Raw genomic sequence first — 19,514 nt, 5'->3', positions numbered from 1 at the left:
TAGCTTCCAGTTTATTTTTAATAATTTAATAACGTTAGACTCATAGTTTCTCGTAATTTCCTCCAACGGTTATCGTATCGTCTGAAAAATTTTCTACACTGCTTTGTTTTTCATAAAAATGCTTAACGTTCGCGAGCATTCCTTCACGTGTATAAAAAGGATCGTCTGCTGAAAGAGGAAGCTTCACATGAACACCTTGGTTTGCAGATTTATAGATGGCTGTAATAAGTTCTAGTGTTTTTCTTCCTTCTGTTCCATCAATTAAAAGCTTCTGGTTACCCTTGATAGCCATTAAAAAATTATTTATTTGTCCTTTATGCCCTTCAAATAGTAATTCCGGATATTGATGAAAAGCTTCCTGAATACGATTTTCTAAATCCTCATCATTTTTCTCTTGAGGAAACCCATTTTCTTTAGCTATTTGAGCATTTACTTTCCATGGGACAGATACTCTAGCTTTTTCACCTTGAAAAATCAATTGTTGTTCTTCTCCATGATGAACAACAGAACTGGTTACTTGTGCTAAGCTGCCATTTCCATAGCGAAGTACAGCAATAGAAAGGTCTTCAACCTCTGCATTATCATGCAAGGTATTACTAGTTGCTGCAAAAATGTCAGTCGGCAATCCTAACATCCATTGCAACATATCAATATGATGGACAGCATGATTAAGTGTACAACCTCCACCTTCTTTTTCCCATGTACCGCGCCACCATAAATCATAATAACTATGACCACGCCACCAAAAAGAATCAACTTGAGTATGAGCGATTTTTCCAATTAGGTTTTGATCAAGGACATGTTTTAATCTCATAATGGGCGTCATAAACCTGTTTTGAGCAACAACAGATAAAAGCTTTTGGCTTTCAATAGATGCTTTTATCATTTCGTCACATTCTTTTAGAGAAGAAGCCATAGGTTTTTCTACTAAAACATGTTTGCCTGCTTTAAGAAAATCGATGGCAATAGTTGCGTGCATATAAGGAGGTGTACAAATGGAAACGGCATCAATCGTAGGATCATTCAATAATTCTTGGTAGTTAGCGACAACTCGTGCTTCCAGGTTATATTTTGTTGCTGCAGACATTGCTTTTTCAGGATAAATATCAGCTAAAGCTACAATTTTACTGATTTCAGGCATTGCAAGATAAGCCTCGATATGGGCAGTTGCAATAGATCCAGTTCCTATAATGGCGATGTTGGACATATCAATCTTTCCCTTCTGCAATAAGATAAATTTTCACTTCTAATAATGAGATAGCGCTTTCAAAAAACTGAATAATTCACCTAGCTGATAGATCAGAGTACCGTTCGTTTTATTAATATTCTAGTTATACTAGTATGGTAGCTCAAAAACATTATAACTTAATCTTTTTGAATTTTGTATAGTTTTTTGAATTTTCTTTTTAATATCCCGCACTTTTATGATTGATTATGGCTTACATAGTGGAATCATCAGGAGATGCTCACAGTGAAAGTATTCAGAAAAATGAAATTAATGGCTACCATTCTAATCTACTTGTATGGTAGTATGTTAGAGAAAGGAGATTAGAATAATGAATATTGATTTTAAAAACCAAAACCTCTCTACGAGGGAACAAGTTTACAATATGCTAAAAGATCAAATATTAAGCCTGAAGCTTCCACCTGGGACAAATATTTCTGAAAAAGAAATATCCGTTCAATTTAATGTTAGTCGAACTCCTGTAAGAGAAAGCTTTTTAAAATTATCTCAAGAAGGATTATTAAGTATCTATCCTCAACGAGGTACTTTTGTTTCTTTAATTGATTTGAACCTTGTGGAGGAAGCACGGTTTATGCGAGAACATCTCGAGAAGGCAGTGATTAGACTAGCCTGTCAGGAATTTTCGGAAGAGCTGATTAATGATTTAGATATGAATTTAAGTATGCAAAAAATTTGCGTTAAGAAAAAAGACTATAAAAAAATGTTTGAATTAGATGAGGAGTTTCATAGAACTATTTTCAAACGGTGTAAAAAAGAAAAAACATGGTTAGTTATTCAACAGATGAATGTACACTTTAATAGGAGCCGCATGTTAAGGCTAGTAACAGATTATAATTGGGATAATATTCTTTCCCAACATGTGGATATATTCAAAGCTATACAAGATCAAGATGCTGATAAAGCTGAAAAAATCATGGAAGAGCATTTGAAAATTGCACTTGTTGATAAAGAATTATTGAAGAAAGAATATCCAAATTATTTTAAATAACATTAGGGGTGATGGTAGATGAGGATGACATTCAGATGGTTTGGAGAAGGAAACGATACGATCACACTGGAACAAATAAAGCAGATTCCAGGAGTGGAAGGAATTGTTTGGGCACTGCATGATGTGCCCGTAGGAGAAGAGTGGCCAATAGAAAGAATGTTAGAAATGAAAAAATTAGCTGATAAACATAACCTTCATATTGAAGTAGTTGAAAGCGTGAATGTTCATGAAGACATTAAGCTCGGACTTCCAACTAGAGATCGATACATAGAAAATTATAAGAAAACAATTCAGAAGCTAGCAAAGGTAGGTGTTAAAGTCATATGTTATAACTTTATGCCTGTCTTTGATTGGATCCGTACAGACTTAAATAAAACACTTTCTGATGGATCTACAGCTCTATTTTATGAACATAGTCGAATTAAAGATATTGATCCGAAAGAATTAGTAAATAAAATTAGTGAAAACTCCAGTTTAACCATGCCAGGTTGGGAACCAGAGCGGTTAAATCACCTCCACCAACTTTTTGAAGCCTACAAAAATATAACAGAAGATGATTTATGGGCCAACTTGAAATATTTTTTAGATCAGATTATTCCAATTGCAGAACTTCATGATATTAAGATGGCTATTCATCCTGACGACCCACCTTGGCCTGTCTTTGGTCTACCGCGAATAGTAACTAACCAAAAAAACATCAGAAAAATTTTACAACTAAATAGCAGCCCATCTCATTGTATAACGCTCTGTACAGGATCTTTAGGAGCAAATTTAGAAAATGATTTAGTCTCTATGATTCACGAATTTATTGATAGAATACCATTTACTCATATAAGAAATGTACGTGTATATGATAACGGGGACTTTGTTGAAACATCGCATCGATCAAAAGATGGATCAGTAGACGTTTCAGCCATTATACATGCTTATTATGAAAGCGGATTCAAAGGTTATTGCAGACCCGATCATGGAAGACACATTTGGGATGAACAATGCAGGCCTGGATATGGTCTTTATGATAGAGCACTTGGAATTATGTATTTGTGGGGAGCTTGGGATGCTTTAAAAAATAAACAGTCTGTACGAAAAGAAGCAAAGGAGGAAGCTACATGGTAAACATACAAGAAAATAAAAATTTAGCTGGTAAAGTAGCTGTCATAACAGGAGGCAGTGGCGTACTTTGCAGCGCCATGGCAAAGGAACTTGCTAGACATGGCGTGTCTGTGGCTATTTTAAATAGAACAGTCGAAAAGGGCGAAAAGGTAGCCGAAGAAATTAACCTTATGGGTGGGAAAGCGATTGCGATTAAATGTGATGTTCTGAATAAAGATAGTGTGGAACAAGCCGAGAAGATTGTAACAGAGGAATTAGGCAATTGTACAATATTGATAAATGGAGCTGGTGGTAACCACTCCAGTGCAAATACAACCAACGAAATATTTCAAACAGAAGATCTTACTAATCCTAATGTAAATACTTTTTTTCATTTAAGTACAGATAGTGTACAAAATGTATTTGATTTAAATTTTATGGGGACTTTCATTCCTACACAAATTTTCACTAAACATATGGTTTATCAAAAGGGAGCAGTTGTCATCAACATGTCATCTATGAGTGCCCCTTCTCCAATGACCAAAGTGCCTGCTTATAGCGCGGCAAAAGCAGCAATTGAAAATTTCACCAAATGGTTAGCTGTTCATATGGCTGAGGCAGGAATTAGAGTAAATGCTATTGCACCGGGCTTCTTTTTAACCTCACAAAATAAAAAACTTCTCCTAAATGAAGATGGAGATTATACAGAGAGGTCTTATAAGATTATTTCGAACACACCAATGAGAAGGTTTGGTACGCCAGAAGATCTTCTTGGTACCCTATTATGGCTTGTTGATGATCATATGTCAGCATTTGTTACCGGCGTGACAATTCCTGTTGATGGAGGTTTTATGGCGTATTCAGGTGTTTAATATTTTTATTTTTTTCCTTGTCATACATCTTTATTTTATATGTTTTTTTAAATTTATAAGTAGGCTTGGAAAGGAGAAATAAGAATGCAGACTGAGAATAGGAAACTAACACTCAAAAATTATATTGGTTATGGAACAATGGATTTATTTGGAGGGGGAGCATTCGCTATAATAGGCGCATGGATGTTATATTTTTTCATTACATACTGCGGTCTTACCCCTGTTGAAGCAGGATCTATTATTGCAATTGCTCGTATTATTGATGCGATAGCAAGCCCAATTATGGGCCATATCACTGATAATTTTGGTCGTACAAAACTTGGGAAAAAATTTGGAAGACGCAGGTTCTTTTTGCTAGTTGGAAGCCCTTTGATGATTATTTATTCCCTTCTTTGGATTTCTGATATGAATTACTGGTACTATTTAACGGTTTATATTTTGTTAGAATTCCTTGCAGCAATGGTATTAATTCCATTTGAAACACTTGGAGCTGAAATGACGAATGATTTTAATGCACGGACCAAGCTCTCAACAATAAGATTAATCTATTCAGGACTAGGAACATTTTTAGCTACCTTTATTCCAGGCAGATTATTCGAAATATTCGGAAAAGATTCACCTCAAGTTTTTCTTTACAATGGGATTATCTTCACCTTTATTTTTATGGCTGCATTATTAATTACACATAGAACAACATGGGAACGTAAAATAGAAGAAGACATGATAGAACCTGATGGTGTAGAAAAAGTACCTGCTATAGAATCCATCAAAAAAGTCATCATTGACTTAACATCTACTTTTAGAATAAGAAGTTTCCGTCAGCACCTCACGATGTATATTTGTTCGTTTACAGCCATGGATATTTTAAACGCTGTCTTTGTCTACTTTGTTGTGTTTTCTTTAAATAAAGATGCAGTGCTGGCAGCTGATTTATTATCTATTGGTTCATTACTTCAAATGGTATGTACAATATTGTTTGGTTGGCTCGTGATTAAAATAGGCCCTGCGCCATCTTTGAAAATATCTTATATTGCGATTATTACATGTATCAGCGGTTATATATTTTTATACTTCACACAACCAGCTTATATGATTATAGCGCTGTATGCTTTCTCTGTTATCTTAGGCATCGGAAAGAGTGGGTTATATTATATACCATGGAATATTTACACTTTCATTCCTGATGTAGATGAAATGGTCACTCGTAAAAGAAGAGAAGGAATATTTGCAGGTATTATGACGTTTACACGCAAAAGTACTACAGCTTTAGCCACATTTTTGGTAGGAGTTATTTTACAGGAAAGTGGATTCGTTGCAAGCGCGACGACACAGTCTACGACAGCAATAAATGGGATTGTAGGTATTCTGTTTTTCGGAACTGTAGGGCTAGTCGGTATTAGTTTAGTCATTTCATTTAAATTTAAATTATCTAAGAAAACTCATTCCATTATGATTAATGAAATTAATAGGTTAAAGAATAATGGTTCAATGGAACAGGCTGATGATGAAACGAGAAGTGTTTTGAAAGCGCTAACAGGATGGGATTACGAGAAGCTTTGGGGTAATAATAACGTAGGATATCAGAATAAGCGCCAACATTTTGAACAACAAGATTTTAAACAGGATATGAACTAACTTTTGTTGTTAGTTGCACTTCAAAAAAAAACACCTTCAGATTGATATCAGAGGTGTTTTTAAATATCTTACATTTAGTGTTTTTTGATTTTAAAACCGGATCTCATCATCTCCATGGATTTGCAGCTTCAGTGGCTCACTTTGTGCCTGATGCTTTTTCACATAGCGGTGATAGACAATATACCCAATGATCATGAGCGGTACACCGACATATAGCCCGATGCGCTGCTCTTGATCAAAGGCAAGGCTGACCAATACGATGGTATTCAGTGTGATCGCAATGATTGGCAGCACCGGATAAAGAGGCGTTTTAAATTTTAAGTTTTCCAGCTTTCCGCCTGCTTTCAAGTATTTTCTACGGAAAAGCAGCTGTGATAATGTAATCGTGATCCAGCCTGTCTGGGCACTCATGCCGGCAATGGACACGATCCAGGCAAAAACCGTTTTCTCTGCAAAAAACCCGGATAACAGCGAAATCCCTGTAAACAGGAACGTGAGCAGTAAGGCATTCATCGGAATACCGCGCTGATTGACGCGTCTAAACGCTTTTCCTGCCATTCCTTCCTTCGATAAGGAATACAGCATTCTCGTCGATGCATACAAGCCAGAGTTCGCAACAGATAATAAAGCAATGATAATGACAAAGTTCATGATGTCTGCCGCAAAAGGAATGCCCGTTCTCTCAAACACAGTAACAAATGGGCTTTGCAGCACACTAGCTTCCTTCCAAGGCACCATACCGGCTAAGACGAAAATCGATAAGACGAAAAAGACAAGTGTACGCCATACGGTCTGATGAATCGAGCGGGGAACGGTTTTCTCAGGGTTTTCACTTTCTCCTGCCGCAATCCCGATCAGCTCTGTTCCTTGAAACGAAAAATTTACTGTTATCATCGTAACCACAACAGCGAGCAGGCCATTTGGAAACAGCCCGTCACTCACAAAATGGCTGAAGTATGGGGCGGGTTCACCGCTCGTTGTTTCAATAAACCCAAACATCGCCGCTCCACCTACGCCAATAAAGAGTAAAATCGCAATAATCTTAATGGTGGAAAAGAAAAACTCCGACTCCCCGAACGCTTTCGCTGACCGGGCATTTAATAAGAAAAGACAGAGTCCGAATATGAGACACCAAATCCACACATCCACTTGCGGGAGCCAGCGCCTCATCAGCTGCCCTGCTGATAAGAACTCAAGGGCGACCGTTGCTGCCCAGCCGAGCCAATAAATCCAGCCGACAGCAAAACCTGCTGCAGGGCTGACAAATTTCGTCGCATACGTATGAAACGACCCCGACACAGGAAGTGCAACCGACAGCTCACCAAGACACAGCATGGTTAAATACATGATCAATCCGCCCACAATATATGAAAGAACAGCTCCGACTGGCCCTGCTTGTCCAATCGTATAGCCCGTTCCTAAGAAAAAGCCTGTCCCAATGACACCGCCAAGTGAAATCATAAATAAATGGCGGGAGGTCATCGCCCTTTTCAATTGTTCAGGCTGATTTTGTCCAACATCCACAATGATGCCCTCCTTCTTCTAAGATGCTCTGTTATCAAAACATGTCTCCATGTGATTCATTCCATTTTCAAAACAACCTACTAATTATACATCTTTTATAATAAATATGCTTCCTTCTATGGTCACTGTCTCAAAGTCTTTATTTTAGTAATGTTCGCACAACTATGTGGTGGATCAAACCATTTGATAGGATGCCATATATCTAAAATATTGCACAAAAAAACCAGCATGAAACTTTATCGTTGCACACTGGTTTCGTTTCATTCTTTTCAAGTCTCATTTTAGACAGTTCTTATGATCACTTTAGTCACAAGTCATTCTGCTTTTAACAAACACACTTTGATAAATTCATCTATTTTCTGAAAGCAGCGCTTTTTAGATTCAGCGTGAAAGGCCGCAGAATATGAATTGGCGAATCCATGCTCACCCTCTACTATTGTCACGCAAAGCTTTTCCTTTTTCTCCAAAACACTCGCAATCTCCCTTGGATGAAAGGATGCTTCGATCTCCGGGAAAAATAACAGCGTTTTGCAGGCGGGCACAAGATCGACGTCATCTCTGATCCTTGAACCATAAAATCCAATAACTCCTCTAAACAGCTGATCATTTTGGCTGCATCGCCAGGCAATTGTTGCCCCCACACTAAAACCTAGCAGAAATATGTCTATCGCGGCATTCTTCGTTTTTAACTCTTTTGCCAGATTCAGTACACTCTTTACCGGCTTATCAAAACCAACTTTATTCATAAAGTAGTCGTAAGCCTCATTTTCACTGACATAAGGGAAGTGCTTCGCCTGTCCCAATAAATGAGGACAATAAACCTCAAAACCAGCTGTGTCGAAATAATGGATCATACTCTTCATATGATCATTTATTCCGTATATTTCGTGTATTAAGATCATGACAGGTTTTTGTTTCGATGTATGCAAATGTTCACACTTCCCTTTTGTTTCTTAGAAGTCAATTGAATCGATTGGAAAATTTCGTTGGGATGATCATTGCATATTTTACCCGAATCGTTTATCTAACGTTCCTCCAATCAAATCATCTTAATCATCTTGAACTTGTGATTGGTTTTATTCACCTTTTAACTTGGGTATAGTTCTATCGTTTGTCCGTTCGACCGTTTGAGGGCATAAAGTTGGTGAGATTCGCTCAAGCTAGTTTCAAATGCTTTACTTTTAGGTTGCTTCTCTGTAAGATCATATGTTGTAAATACCAACAAGAAAAGTGGGGAATAAAATGAAAAAAATGTTCTTTGCCATTATTTTAGGCGTTTGTGTTGCATTGATCACGGCATGTGGATCTGGTGCAAGCGACAACGCGAATAAACAATCTGGGTCTAAGGAATCAGGAGACCTTTGGAAATCCATTCAGGATAAAGGTGTATTAACCATCGGAACAGAGGGAACTTATGCTCCTTTCACCTTCCATGACAAAAAGACAGATAAATTAACTGGCTATGATGTAGAAGTCATCACAGAGGTAGCAAAACGCCTTGACTTAAAACCTGAATTCAAAGAAACACAATGGGACAGTATGTTTGCTGGACTGAATGCAAAACGTTTTGACGTGGTAGCAAACCAAGTTGGGAAAACTGGACGTGAAAATCAATATGATTTCTCTGATAAATACACGACTTCTCAAGCTATTGTTGTGACAAAATCAGATAACAACGACATCAAGAAGCTATCGGATGTCAAAGGCAAAAAAGCAGCACAATCGTTAACAAGTAACTACAATAAACTAGCAACAGATGCTGGCGCTAAGATTGAAGGCGTTGAAGGTCTTGCACAATCCATTCAATTGATTCAGCAAGGACGTGCTGATCTAACGTTCAATGACAAATTAGCTGTATTAAATTACTTGAAAACAAGCGGTAACAAAAACCTAAAAGTTGCATTTGAAACAGGAGATCCTCAAGAAACGTATTTCGCATTCAGAAAAGGCAGCGGCGAAGTCGTTGACAAAGTGAATGGCGCATTAAAAGAAATGAAGAAAGACGGTACACTTGCTAAGATTTCTAAGAAATGGTTTGGTGAAGATGTTACAAAATAATATCCTAGGAGTCGTCATTCCTTGGGATCTTCTTCAGCAATCTTTTTGGCCAATGGTGATGCAGGGGATTTATTATACAATTCCCCTCGCCATCATTGCCTTTATTATTGGTATTTTTATCGCGCTTGTGACAGCTCTTGCTAGAATGTCTAAGATTAAAGCCCTCAGATGGATTTTCTCCATCTATGTGTCGGCCGTTCGCGGAACGCCGCTTTTTGTGCAATTGTTTATTATTTTCTATTTCTTTCCGACATTTAATATCACACTTGATCCATATCCAAGTGCCATTATTGCTTTTTCTTTAAACGTAGGTGCGTATGCGTCGGAAATTATCCGTGCATCTGTCCTGTCTGTTCCAAAAGGACAATGGGAAGCTGGTTATTCAATCGGAATGACGCATCGCAAAACGCTCGTCCGCGTGATTTTACCGCAGGCTGTGCGTGTATCGATTCCACCGCTCTCTAATTCATTTATTAGTTTGGTGAAGGATACATCCCTTGCCTCCCAAATTCTCGTGGCAGAGATGTTCCGTAAATCACAGGAAATTGCTGCGGCAAACTTGGATCAAATCTTGTTTATTTATATGGAAGCAGCCCTCATCTATTGGGTATTCTGCTTCATTCTATCGCTCGTTCAGCATCAAATTGAAAAACGACTTGATCGATATGTCGCAAGGTAAGGAGGGAACGACATGCTAACAGTCAAAGGTCTCAAGAAATCCTTTGGTGAAAACGAAATATTAAAGTCGATTGATTTTTCGATCAACAAAGGGCAGGTTGTGGCCATTCTCGGTCCATCTGGTTCAGGAAAAACAACGATGCTTCGCTGTTTAAATGCACTTGAAATACCAAATGGCGGCTCCTTTACCTTCGATGATTTCTCGATTGATTTTTCGAAAAAAAATAAATCAGCTGATCTCCTGAAGTTACGCCGGAAATCAGGAATGGTGTTTCAGGATTATCACCTGTTTCCTCACCGTACAGTGCTTGAAAATGTGATGGAAGGTCCTGTTCAGGTGCAGCGCCGTCCAAAGGAAACGGTTCGAAAGGAAGCCATTCAGCTCTTGCAAAAGGTCGGTCTTGAGGATAAAAAGGATCTGTATCCATTCCAGCTCTCAGGCGGTCAAAAGCAGCGTGTCGGGATTGCCCGTGCACTTGCCATTCAGCCAGAGCTCATGCTTTTTGATGAACCAACCTCTGCGCTTGACCCTGAGCTTGTCGGGGAAGTCTTAAAGGTCATGAAGGATCTAGCGAAGGAAGGCTGGACCATGGCAGTTGTCACACATGAAATCAAGTTTGCCCAAGAAGTAGCAGACGAAGTGATTTTTATTGATGGCGGCGTCATCGTCGAACAAGGTCCCCCGGAAGAAATCTTCAAACGACCAAAGGAAGAACGAACAAAACAATTCTTAAACCGGATATTAAATCCAGTATGATGAAAAAAGGCTGTTCTCACGTGGTGAGGACAGCCTTTTTTATATCTCTTTTTGCAGGCGAAGTGCCAGTAAATCTTGCAGAAGCAGTCTCGCTCCCTCTGGACTGATAACTAGCCCGCCGGATAGCACCTTATTGGAACACGTCACTTGTCCTGTTACGATGCAAGGTTTGTCCTGCCAATACGGCTTCATCACAATTTGGTCTTCTTCTCGATAAATCTCCATAAAATCTTGCGGATGAATGTTCAACCGTTTTCTCATCTCTGTCGGCAGGACGATTCTTCCAAATTTATCTATATATTTAACATAATCGTTATTTAACAAATTGCCCCCTCCTGCATCTCTAGATATGATATAAAAGATTCCCTCTTTATGAAGGGATTAAGCGATCAAATCGGTTAATCTGCAGGCTGTTCCAGTGACTAAATACGCTTCCCATATATGATATATCTGTTTGGTGCAGGACCAATATAGGAAAAAGGGTAACATGTGGTGAGGACAAGTTCTTCCTTTTCCTGTTGTAAAGTAATAATTGTTTGATCATCTTTCTTCACTATCTTTGTTTTCTCGATTTCATAGACAAAACGTCCATATGAAAGCTCGATAATCAATTGATCTCCCTTCACAAGTTCTCCTGTTCGTCTAAACACCGTATCACGATGCCCTGATAGAACGATTTGTCCGTGCTCGTTTGGAAAATAACTCTCGTGAAAGTGACCAACGCCTTTTGCTAAATCATCTGCTTCTGTTCCTTCTACAATCGGTAACTCAGCTTTTAGCTTTGGGATGTGCAAAAGCCCAATCGCTTCACCAGTCTGCGGCGCAAAAGGGGAATCTGTTTGCCCCTTTTGCGCCGCAGACTGAAATGACTGATCTACTTCTTTTTGTCCATCAACGATATTCAAATATCCTACAATCGCAAGACAAAGCCCTGCTATGATCATTATCGCTGAGATGAATTTTTGAAACATGACTGGTTATCCGTTTCTTTTTCTTCTATTCCAAAAAATCAGGGCTGCACCTATTAATACGAGTGCAAATCCTGCTAGTAAAAGGTTGTACATCGCAGTTGCAGTATTCGGAAGATGATGTCCAGGTGTATCCTGTTGTGGATCAGAAGGTTGATCTGGATTTGCTGGCACTTCTGGCACATTCGGTGGTTCTACTGTCGTTGAGTTTTCAGGTTTGTCTGGTTCATCTACATTCTCACCCTTCACGACTCCAATATTTTGAATGGTTTTACCTTCAGATCCTTTGACAGCCTTCGCCTCAAACGTTACGGTATGCCAATCGTTATCTTTGATATCGCCAAATTGACCAGTTACTTTGCCTTTTGTGTAATCTCCGTTGTCGTCATCTTTTGCATCTGTGACGGTTTGTCCATCTACTTTTAATGAATCTTCGACATATTGAAGACCTTCCGGCAGCTTATCTGTGATGACTAGATCTTTGATGACACTGTCTTCTACACTATTTTTTGTTTTGATGGTGTAAAGAAGAGTGTCGCCTGCCTGTACTTGTTTTTCATCTGTATTGCCTTCTGCTTTTTGAGAGATTTCAGATGTTTTCTCTGATTCAAGCTTTGGATCTCTTGGTCCAATTTTTGTTTCGGTCGTTGGTTCATCTGGCGGTGTGTTTTCGCCTGTTACTTTCGCTGTGTTTTGAATGCTTTTACCTGATTGGCCTTTAGCGACTTTCGCTTCAAAGGTCACTGTATGCCAGTCCGTATCTTTGATATCGCCAATTTGACCGGTTACTGTGCCTTTTGTGTAGTCTCCGTTGTCGTCATCTTTTGCATCTGTAACAACTTGTCCATCTACTTTTAATGACCCTTCGACATATTGAAGACCTTCTGGCAATTCATCGGAAATCACGAGATTGTTGACGATGCTGTCTTCTTCAAGGTTCTTTGTTTTGATTGTATACAGAAGGGTATCGCCTACCTGTGGTGTCTTTTTATCTGTGTTGCCCTCTGCCTTCTTTTGAATGTCCGCTGATTTTTCTGATGCTAGTTTTGGGTCACGAGGGTAAATTTTTGTTTCTGTTGTTGGCTCTTCTGGCGGTGTGTTTTCGCCTGTGACGCTGGCTGTGTTTTGAATGTCTTGACCAGCCTGTCCCTTTTCAACTGTTACTTCAAACGTCACCGTGTGCCAGTCCGTATCCTTCACATCACCAAAAGAACCTGTAACCTTTCCATCTGTGTAGTCTCCGCTATCGTCGTCTTTTACATCCGTGACAGATTCTCCATCAACCTGAAGAGATCCCGTGACATACTTCAGTCCTTTTGGTAATTGATCTGAGATTACTAGATTTTCAACAAGGCTGTCTTCTATCGTGTTTTTTGTTTTAATTGTATAAAGAAGGGTATCGCCTACTTCTGGGTGTTTCTCATCTTTGTTACCTTCTGCTTTTTTCTGCAAGACCGCTGATTTTTCTGATTCAAGCTTTGGATCACGCGGATAGATTTCTGTTTTTGTTGTCGGCTTATCCGGCGGTGTGTTGCCGCCTGTGACATTGGCTGTATTTTGAATGTCTTTACCAGATTGTCCTTTTTCAACCGTCACTTCAAACGTCACCGTATGCCAATCTGTATCCTTAATGTCGCCAAATTGTCCTGAAACGGTTCCGTTTGTAAAGTCTCCGTTATCGTCATCCTTTGCGTCTGTGACTGTATCTCCATCCACCTGTAGTGAATTCGGTACATACGCCAATCCTTCCGGCAGTTCATCTGAGATCACTAAGTTTTCAACGAGACTGTCTTCTTTCGTATTCTTTGTTTTAATTGTATAAAGAAGAGTGTCACCAACCTCTGGATGCTTCTCATCTGTGTTACCTTCTGCTTTTTTCTGCAAGACGGCTGATTTTTCAGAGGTCAGCTTCGGGTCACGCGGATAAATTTCTACATTCGTTGTCGGTTCATCTGGCGGTGTGTTGCCGCTTGTGACATTGGCTGTATTTTGAATGTCTTTGCCTGCCTGCCCTTTGTTAATCGTCACTTCGAACGTCACTGTATGCCATTTTGCATCTTTCACTTCACCGAACGTTCCAGTGACAGTTCCGTCTGTCATATCACCGTTGTCATCATCTTTTGTATCTGTGACTGGATTTCCATCTATCTGTAGAGAATTTGGTACATATGATAACCCTTGAGGTAACTTGTCAGAAATCACCAGATCTTCAATGACGCTGTCTTCAACAGCATTACGGGCTTGAATGGTATACAGTAATGTGTCGCCTACTTCTGGATGCTTCTCATCTGTGTTACCTTCTGCTTTTTTCTGTAAGACGGCTGATTTTTCTGATTCAAGCTTTGGGTCACGCGGGTAAATTTCTATGTTTGTTGTTGGTGTGTCCGGTGGTGTGTTTTCCCCTTTGACATTCGCGGTATTTTGAATATCTTTTCCTGCCTGACCTTTGCCTACCGTCGCTTCAAATGTCACTGTGTGCCAATCGGTATCTTTCACGTCACCTATTTGACCTAAAACAGTGCCGTTTGTATAATCACCTTTGTCTTGATCTTTTGCATCTGTTACGCTTGTTCCATCCACCTTAAGCGACCCTGACACATACGTTAAGCTGCTTGGCAGGTTATCAGATATGATCAGATTTTTGACAATACCATATTGCACGGTATTTTTTGCTTTAATTGTATAAAGTAACGTGTCGCCTACTTCTGGATGCTTCTCATCTGTGTTGCCCTCTGCTTTTTTCTGTAAGATAACTGATTTTTCAGATTCAAGCTCTGGAGGATATGGATCAAATTCTGGCTTTACTCGTGATGCTAAGTCGTAAGATAATGAATCACCTACAGTGCCCATATATGTTGTACTTAATGTTTTCGCATCAAGTGTAAAAAGAGTGGAATGGCCAATGGATTCATTTAACCCTGACTGTAATAGCATTTGTCCATTTGGCAAGAAGCTAATCCCCCGAACGCCTCCGTCAATCGTTTTGCCATCCGCATTTTTAATTGGAATGACACGAATGACTTCTGCTGTATCAGGGTTCATTTGCGCAATGGCTCCACTGCCATTTGATGCGAACCAAAGATAGCCGTCCTTATCAACGACAAGATCTCCGCCAACGCCAGAGCCAATGTCATAGCCTACAATTTTTTTGGCCGTTTTTTTCTTCGTAACTAAATCGTATGTTCCAAGGAAATACTCACCATTAGAAGCGTAAGAATAGATATATTTATCTTGATACACAACGGCATTAGAAGCACCTTCTGGTAATTGGGCTACACTCTCTGCTTGTCCTGATGTCGCATTTATTTTATATAGAGTAGGGGTAGTGCTATTCGCAAATGCATACATAACATTTTCTCGATCACTTACAGCAACACCATTCACTGCACCTATATCGATTCCCTTCACCTGTACACTAGCTTTTACATTTGTTGGATTATTTCCATCAAGTTGCTGAAGAACTAGCGGCCTACTCCCAATAATATATGAATCCGTGTTATTGACAACCACCGTCCCAGCGGCTTTCGTAACAGCTGGTGAGACCGTTAATAAATTTCCAACGATCAGCACCAATATAAGAAATAATTGACTCGTTCTTTTTAATATATTCATTTTTTGACCTCCCCTTTTTCCTGCTTCATTTCATAATGGTATGTACCAGTTCACCTCCCACACTTTGGTAAAGAATATCAGTAACATTTGAAATGCCTCAACATGACTAAATGACTATTTTCGACAAAAATAGACTTTTAGAACTATACACCTCTCGTCATTTGATCTGTCTATGTTTTTTCCAAAAAAATAGCCTTTTTTCATCTTAAATCCCCTCATATATCTATCTTTATAAACAGGTCTTATGATGTGAATTACATACAATCCTTTCTATTTAAAGATAAATATTCTTTAATTGGGTGTAGATTATTTTTTTGGCAAAATATATTGAATTATTTTCTTTTTTTCTTAAAGATAGGAAATTAATGGCTTGGTTTGTCAAAAAAAACAATCCGAAAGTCATACTGCTTGTTTTGCCGTTTTGACCTTTACAATTCGAAAAAATTATTTTTGAAGTAAGCGATTACAATTAGGCTAAGCCATTTAAAGGGGTGTGAGAGTATGTTACGATGGAAATCGAGTGTTTAAGAAAGAAGGGAATGCTTTTGAAGCGGGAACATCTTTTACGTTGGTTTTTTTATTTTGTTGGATTGATCGTACTAGCTTTTGGACTATCGCTGACAGTGAAAGGGAAGATCCTTGGGATTGGTCCTTGGGACGCTTTCCACTACGGACTGTTTCAGCATTTTGGACTCACAATTGGACAATGGTCCATTATTATTGGTGCACTTATTGTGACACTGACTTCTATTTTTACGAAATCATTTCCAAAGATCGGCGCTTTACTAAATATGGTGCTGATTGGCGTGTTTATTGATTTCTTTAATGCGATATTACCTGCGCCGCACGGATATTTACCGGCCTTATATGTATTTATTACAGGTGTTGTTGTTTCTGGATATGGCGTTGGCATTTATGTTTCAGCTAATCTTGGCGCTGGGCCACGGGACTCATTAATGCTGCTCATCTCAGCGAAAACGGGACTGAACGTACAGTGGGTTCGAAATGGCATTGAGTTAACAGTGCTTTTGTTTGCATGGATGCTCGGTGGACCGATTGGCATTGGAACGATTTTGACTGCGATCTTCACAGGTCTTGTCCTTCGTTTCTCCTTGCCTCAATCAACACGGCTTCTGGAGCTGCTTATTACAAAAACAGCAGAGAAACCTGTTCAAACCCTGACTAGATGAGAACAAGCCATTCTATAATTAGAATGGCTTTTCTTGTGCTAAAATAAATAAACAGAATATTCACACACAGGAGATGAGACCTATGCAGCTTTTCCACTATCATTACTGGACACCATTTGTTGAAGAGACAGAACAAGCGTATCGTTCGCTAGGCTTTGAGGTAAAAGGTCGTTTCACAAAAGATGGCTCCTTTCATCCCCCGCTGACATGGGATGATTTTAGAGAAGAGCAGCCCACCTTTCGAATCATCGAAATGAGAAAAGGTCAGATCAATATCACTTTTGGCTATAGCAAAAAAGTCCTTTTTGATCACATCGGCTTTCTTGTCTCAGACGAAGAATATGCTCAGCTGCTTGCACAAGCTAAAGAACTAAACTGGCCAATCCAAGCTGGGGAACGGAGAACGTTTCTTTCGACACCTCTTCGTTTAAGGCTTGAGTTACAGCGGCGTACAGATGTCATTGAAACGGGAACCGAGGCGCTGCACGCTATGACAATTGCTGTTCCTGATTTGTCACAGACACCTAAAGTGGATCAGCTGCTATCACCTTTGCATCAGCCCATTCACTGGCAAAAAGGTGAACAGCTTTCCCTGCTTAACGTGGTCATGACAGATGATGATGGAGTTGATACAACTGATCCGAATGGTGTTCACATCGTGAAACAGACGTAAAGCAGCGAGGCTCGCTGCCTCTTTACGTTAATGGACCCTTTTACGCGGCACTCTTCAATGGTACAATCAATGTAAAAAATTAGAGGTTCGTTATGAAGATATTTGCTATCCAATTACAACACTTAGATGAAATTGATGCACAACAACAAATAGAGCGGCTGAAACCCTTTGTTTCATCTGAAAAGCGTGCTGCGGCTGAACGCTTTCGTTTTTTGATCGATGCAAGAAGAACCTTGTTAGGTGAGGTGCTGGTTCGTCAAACGATCCATGATATGTACGATCTGCCTATGGATCGGATCGTTTTTGAAACTGAGGGCAATGGCAAGCCTGTTGTCCGGCAGCTTCCTTCTTTTCATTTTAATCTTTCTCATTCTGGCGATTGGGTCGTTTGCGCAGTAGATGATGCACCTGTTGGCATTGATATTGAGGAAATCAAACCTATTGATCTGGCGATTGCCAAACGATTTTTTTCAGCGGATGAGTATCAGGATTTACTCTCACAGCCGGCAGAACGGCAGGAAGCGTATTTCTTTCATCTCTGGTCAATGAAGGAGGCCTTTATCAAGCTCACTGGAAAAGGCTTATCCTATGGACTTTCGTCCTTTACAGCCCGTCTGTCAGAGGATGGACAGGCTGCGTTGACATTACCTGATCATGAAGCACCTTGCTTTGTTCAAACTTATTCACTTGACCCTGCCTACCAAATGGCGGTATGCACACGAAGGTCTGCTGCGGCTGAAAGCGTAGAGAAAATCACTTGCAGTGATGTGCTGTCCCGTCTTTAATAACGCGTGCTTTGCTGAAATACCGTCTTTAATAAATCGACTCCACGTGTGATCTGCTCTTCTTTCACCTGCCAGATGTTCAGCTGAAGAATGGGGTCCTTTTGATAGGCCTGTAGGTAATGGCGGTCAATTGGCTGAATGGAAACAGATGCCTTTTTCAGCTGCTGAATGAGCTGGTTCATGGGAATCGACCGGTCGACACGTACATGTGTATGGGTAGCCGGCTCCTGTTCTCCCAGCTGATAAGCGCTCTGATCATTTTTTAAACTTGCCACGAGCTGCTTGGAGCGGTTTCGATAGCTCGCCCGCATTCTGTCTCTATGCCGCTCAAACATCCCGCTTTTTAAATAGATTTCTAAGGCTGCCTGGGACAGCATGGAGCTGTCGATATCAATCAGCCGTTTGTGTTCGCTAAAAGGTGTAATCAGTTCTTCAGGTAAGACGACAGCTCCTGTTCGCAGTCCCGGAAAAATGATTTTAGAAAAGCTTTTCAAATAAATAACCTTTCCTGCCTGATCGTATGAATAGATCGGGTCTCTTTTTGTGTCGAATTCTAAATCTGCCAGATAATCATCCTCAACAATGTAGACATCATATTTCTCAGCAAGGGCTGCAATCGCTCTTTTTTCTTGCTTTGATAAACTCGTTCCAAGCGGGTTTTGAAATCTTGGCATCGTATAGAAAAAACGAATCTCCTCTTCTCGAAAGATACGTTCTAATTCGATCAGATCGATCCCTTTTTCCGTCCGTTGAATTCCGCGCACAGGCAATTGGTTTTTCTCTAAATATTGGAGATATAAGTGATACCCCGGCTGTTCGACTAGTATGGTTTGTTTTCCATTCGGAAAAGGGATGGTGCTTAAAATGGATAACGCGAGCTGAATACCAGAGGTCATGACGATCTGTTCTGGATGAGCAAACACTTGATAATCCATTAATCGCTTTGAAATGACTGGCAGCAGTGATGGTAAGCCGCTGGATGTGCCGTAAATAAATAAGTCATTTTGATATAAATCGATCGCTTGGTTGATGCAGTGCTGGAAATCGACATATGGAAACACAACGGGATCAGGCGCAGATGAAGCAAAATCAATCCATGTGCCGTCCTGCTTAGCTGCTGATTGCTTCGTTTTCACGACATAATAGCCGCTCCTTTCTACAGAATACAGCAGATGTTCACGCTCCAATGTGTCCAGCGCTTTGATGACAGTGCTTTTACTCACTGCATATTGAGCCGCTAAGTGGCGAATGGAGGGAATTTTCATTCCAGCGCTGTACTTACCTGAATCCATTTTTCTTTTTAAACTCAAGACAAGCTGATCATATTTCCTCACACCTTTTTCCTCCTTGTACCGGTACAGATATCATGTTCTCTTATTGTACACGTTAGATGATCCGATTACGATAGAAGAACAGAACCGGTCAATTCATTTGAA

General features: G+C 39.8%; 17 protein-coding genes. 10 read left to right on the top strand and 7 right to left on the bottom strand.

The genetic code is table 11. The features are described from left to right. Positions 1-40: 40 nt before the first annotated feature. Positions 41-1,207, bottom strand: a complete 1,167-nt coding sequence (locus MHI23_RS02140; protein WP_025093649.1) for a Gfo/Idh/MocA family oxidoreductase — start codon at positions 1,205-1,207, stop codon at positions 41-43. 349 nt (positions 1,208-1,556) lie between these two features. Here MHI23_RS02140 and MHI23_RS02135 point away from each other — a divergent pair, with 349 nt between their 5' ends. The 4 genes from MHI23_RS02135 (at position 1,557) to MHI23_RS02120 (ending at position 5,833) form a co-directional block, all read left to right on the top strand. After that, positions 1,557-2,234 (top strand): GntR family transcriptional regulator, encoded by a 678-nt coding sequence (locus MHI23_RS02135; RefSeq protein WP_024427298.1) that lies wholly within the window; start codon positions 1,557-1,559, stop codon positions 2,232-2,234. Positions 2,235-2,252: 18 nt separating this feature from the next. Further along, positions 2,253-3,350: a mannonate dehydratase gene (gene uxuA, locus MHI23_RS02130; protein WP_034622951.1), complete on the top strand. Its 1,098-nt coding sequence runs from the start codon at positions 2,253-2,255 to the stop codon at positions 3,348-3,350. Then, positions 3,344-4,198: an SDR family oxidoreductase gene (locus MHI23_RS02125; RefSeq protein ID WP_125587092.1), complete on the top strand. Its 855-nt coding sequence runs from the start codon at positions 3,344-3,346 to the stop codon at positions 4,196-4,198. Before uxuA ends, MHI23_RS02125 begins: the two co-directional genes overlap by 7 nt. An 84-nt stretch (positions 4,199-4,282) precedes the next feature. Beyond that, a complete protein-coding gene (locus tag MHI23_RS02120; RefSeq protein WP_024427295.1) occupies positions 4,283-5,833 on the top strand; it encodes an MFS transporter in 1,551 nt (516 codons plus the stop codon). A 90-nt stretch (positions 5,834-5,923) separates the two neighbouring features. Here MHI23_RS02120 and MHI23_RS02115 read toward each other — a convergent pair whose 3' ends face one another. Together MHI23_RS02115 and MHI23_RS02110 are read right to left on the bottom strand one after the other, a co-directional pair. Next, positions 5,924-7,315: an amino acid permease gene (locus MHI23_RS02115; RefSeq protein ID WP_051149986.1), complete on the bottom strand. Its 1,392-nt coding sequence runs from the start codon at positions 7,313-7,315 to the stop codon at positions 5,924-5,926. A 356-nt stretch (positions 7,316-7,671) separates the two neighbouring features. Next, on the bottom strand, positions 7,672-8,286 hold the full coding sequence (locus tag MHI23_RS02110; protein ID WP_024424284.1) for a dienelactone hydrolase family protein: 615 nt from the start codon (positions 8,284-8,286) through the stop codon (positions 7,672-7,674). Positions 8,287-8,599: 313 nt separating this feature from the next. Here MHI23_RS02110 and tcyA point away from each other — a divergent pair, with 313 nt between their 5' ends. Genes tcyA through MHI23_RS02095 form a run of 3 tightly spaced genes read left to right on the top strand, consistent with a single transcriptional unit; the run spans position 8,600 to position 10,850 of the window. After that, positions 8,600-9,415, top strand: coding sequence for a cystine ABC transporter substrate-binding lipoprotein TcyA (gene tcyA / locus MHI23_RS02105; RefSeq protein ID WP_024424285.1), 816 nt, complete (start codon positions 8,600-8,602; stop codon positions 9,413-9,415). Beyond that, positions 9,402-10,094, top strand: coding sequence for an amino acid ABC transporter permease (locus MHI23_RS02100; RefSeq protein ID WP_024424286.1), 693 nt, complete (start codon positions 9,402-9,404; stop codon positions 10,092-10,094). The genes tcyA and MHI23_RS02100 overlap by 14 nt, the downstream gene beginning before the upstream one ends. A gap of 12 nt (positions 10,095-10,106) precedes the next feature. Beyond that, the gene (locus tag MHI23_RS02095; RefSeq protein WP_024424287.1) at positions 10,107-10,850 is read left to right on the top strand and encodes an amino acid ABC transporter ATP-binding protein; all 744 of its coding nucleotides are present in this window, start codon (positions 10,107-10,109) and stop codon (positions 10,848-10,850) included. Positions 10,851-10,889: 39 nt separating this feature from the next. On the opposite strand, the gene MHI23_RS02090 is transcribed toward MHI23_RS02095, so the two are convergent. The 3 genes from MHI23_RS02090 to MHI23_RS02080 all read right to left on the bottom strand — a co-directional run bounded on the left by MHI23_RS02090 (position 10,890) and on the right by MHI23_RS02080 (position 15,430). After that, a complete protein-coding gene (locus MHI23_RS02090) occupies positions 10,890-11,174 on the bottom strand; it encodes an AbrB/MazE/SpoVT family DNA-binding domain-containing protein (RefSeq protein ID WP_024427292.1) in 285 nt (94 codons plus the stop codon). A gap of 98 nt (positions 11,175-11,272) precedes the next feature. Next, positions 11,273-11,821: a class D sortase gene (locus MHI23_RS02085; RefSeq protein WP_342492238.1), complete on the bottom strand. Its 549-nt coding sequence runs from the start codon at positions 11,819-11,821 to the stop codon at positions 11,273-11,275. Between the two features lie 6 nt (positions 11,822-11,827). Continuing rightward, positions 11,828-15,430: an isopeptide-forming domain-containing fimbrial protein gene (locus MHI23_RS02080; RefSeq protein WP_125587093.1), complete on the bottom strand. Its 3,603-nt coding sequence runs from the start codon at positions 15,428-15,430 to the stop codon at positions 11,828-11,830. Between the two features lie 545 nt (positions 15,431-15,975). On the opposite strand from MHI23_RS02080, the gene MHI23_RS02075 reads away from it, so the two are divergent. From MHI23_RS02075 to MHI23_RS02065, 3 genes are all read left to right on the top strand, one after another. Next, a complete protein-coding gene (locus MHI23_RS02075; RefSeq protein WP_024427289.1) occupies positions 15,976-16,620 on the top strand; it encodes a YitT family protein in 645 nt (214 codons plus the stop codon). 82 nt (positions 16,621-16,702) lie between these two features. Then, on the top strand, positions 16,703-17,293 hold the full coding sequence (locus MHI23_RS02070; protein ID WP_342492237.1) for a hypothetical protein: 591 nt from the start codon (positions 16,703-16,705) through the stop codon (positions 17,291-17,293). Positions 17,294-17,385: 92 nt separating this feature from the next. Further along, entirely contained in the window at positions 17,386-18,078 is a 693-nt protein-coding gene (locus MHI23_RS02065) for a 4'-phosphopantetheinyl transferase superfamily protein (RefSeq protein WP_342492236.1), read from the top strand. Here MHI23_RS02065 and MHI23_RS02060 read toward each other — a convergent pair. Beyond that, positions 18,075-19,412, bottom strand: a complete 1,338-nt coding sequence (locus MHI23_RS02060) for a PLP-dependent aminotransferase family protein (RefSeq protein WP_342492235.1) — start codon at positions 19,410-19,412, stop codon at positions 18,075-18,077. The two genes, MHI23_RS02065 and MHI23_RS02060, sit on opposite strands and share 4 nt — an antisense overlap. Positions 19,413-19,514: the final 102 nt, after the last annotated feature.

This window comes from Bacillus sp. FSL M7-0003, assembly GCF_038628485.1.
Lineage (GTDB): Bacteria > Bacillota > Bacilli > Bacillales > Bacillaceae > Bacillus > Bacillus safensis.
Note: the sequence above shows the minus strand (reverse complement) of the source record. Positions and strands in the feature narration are given on the sequence as shown.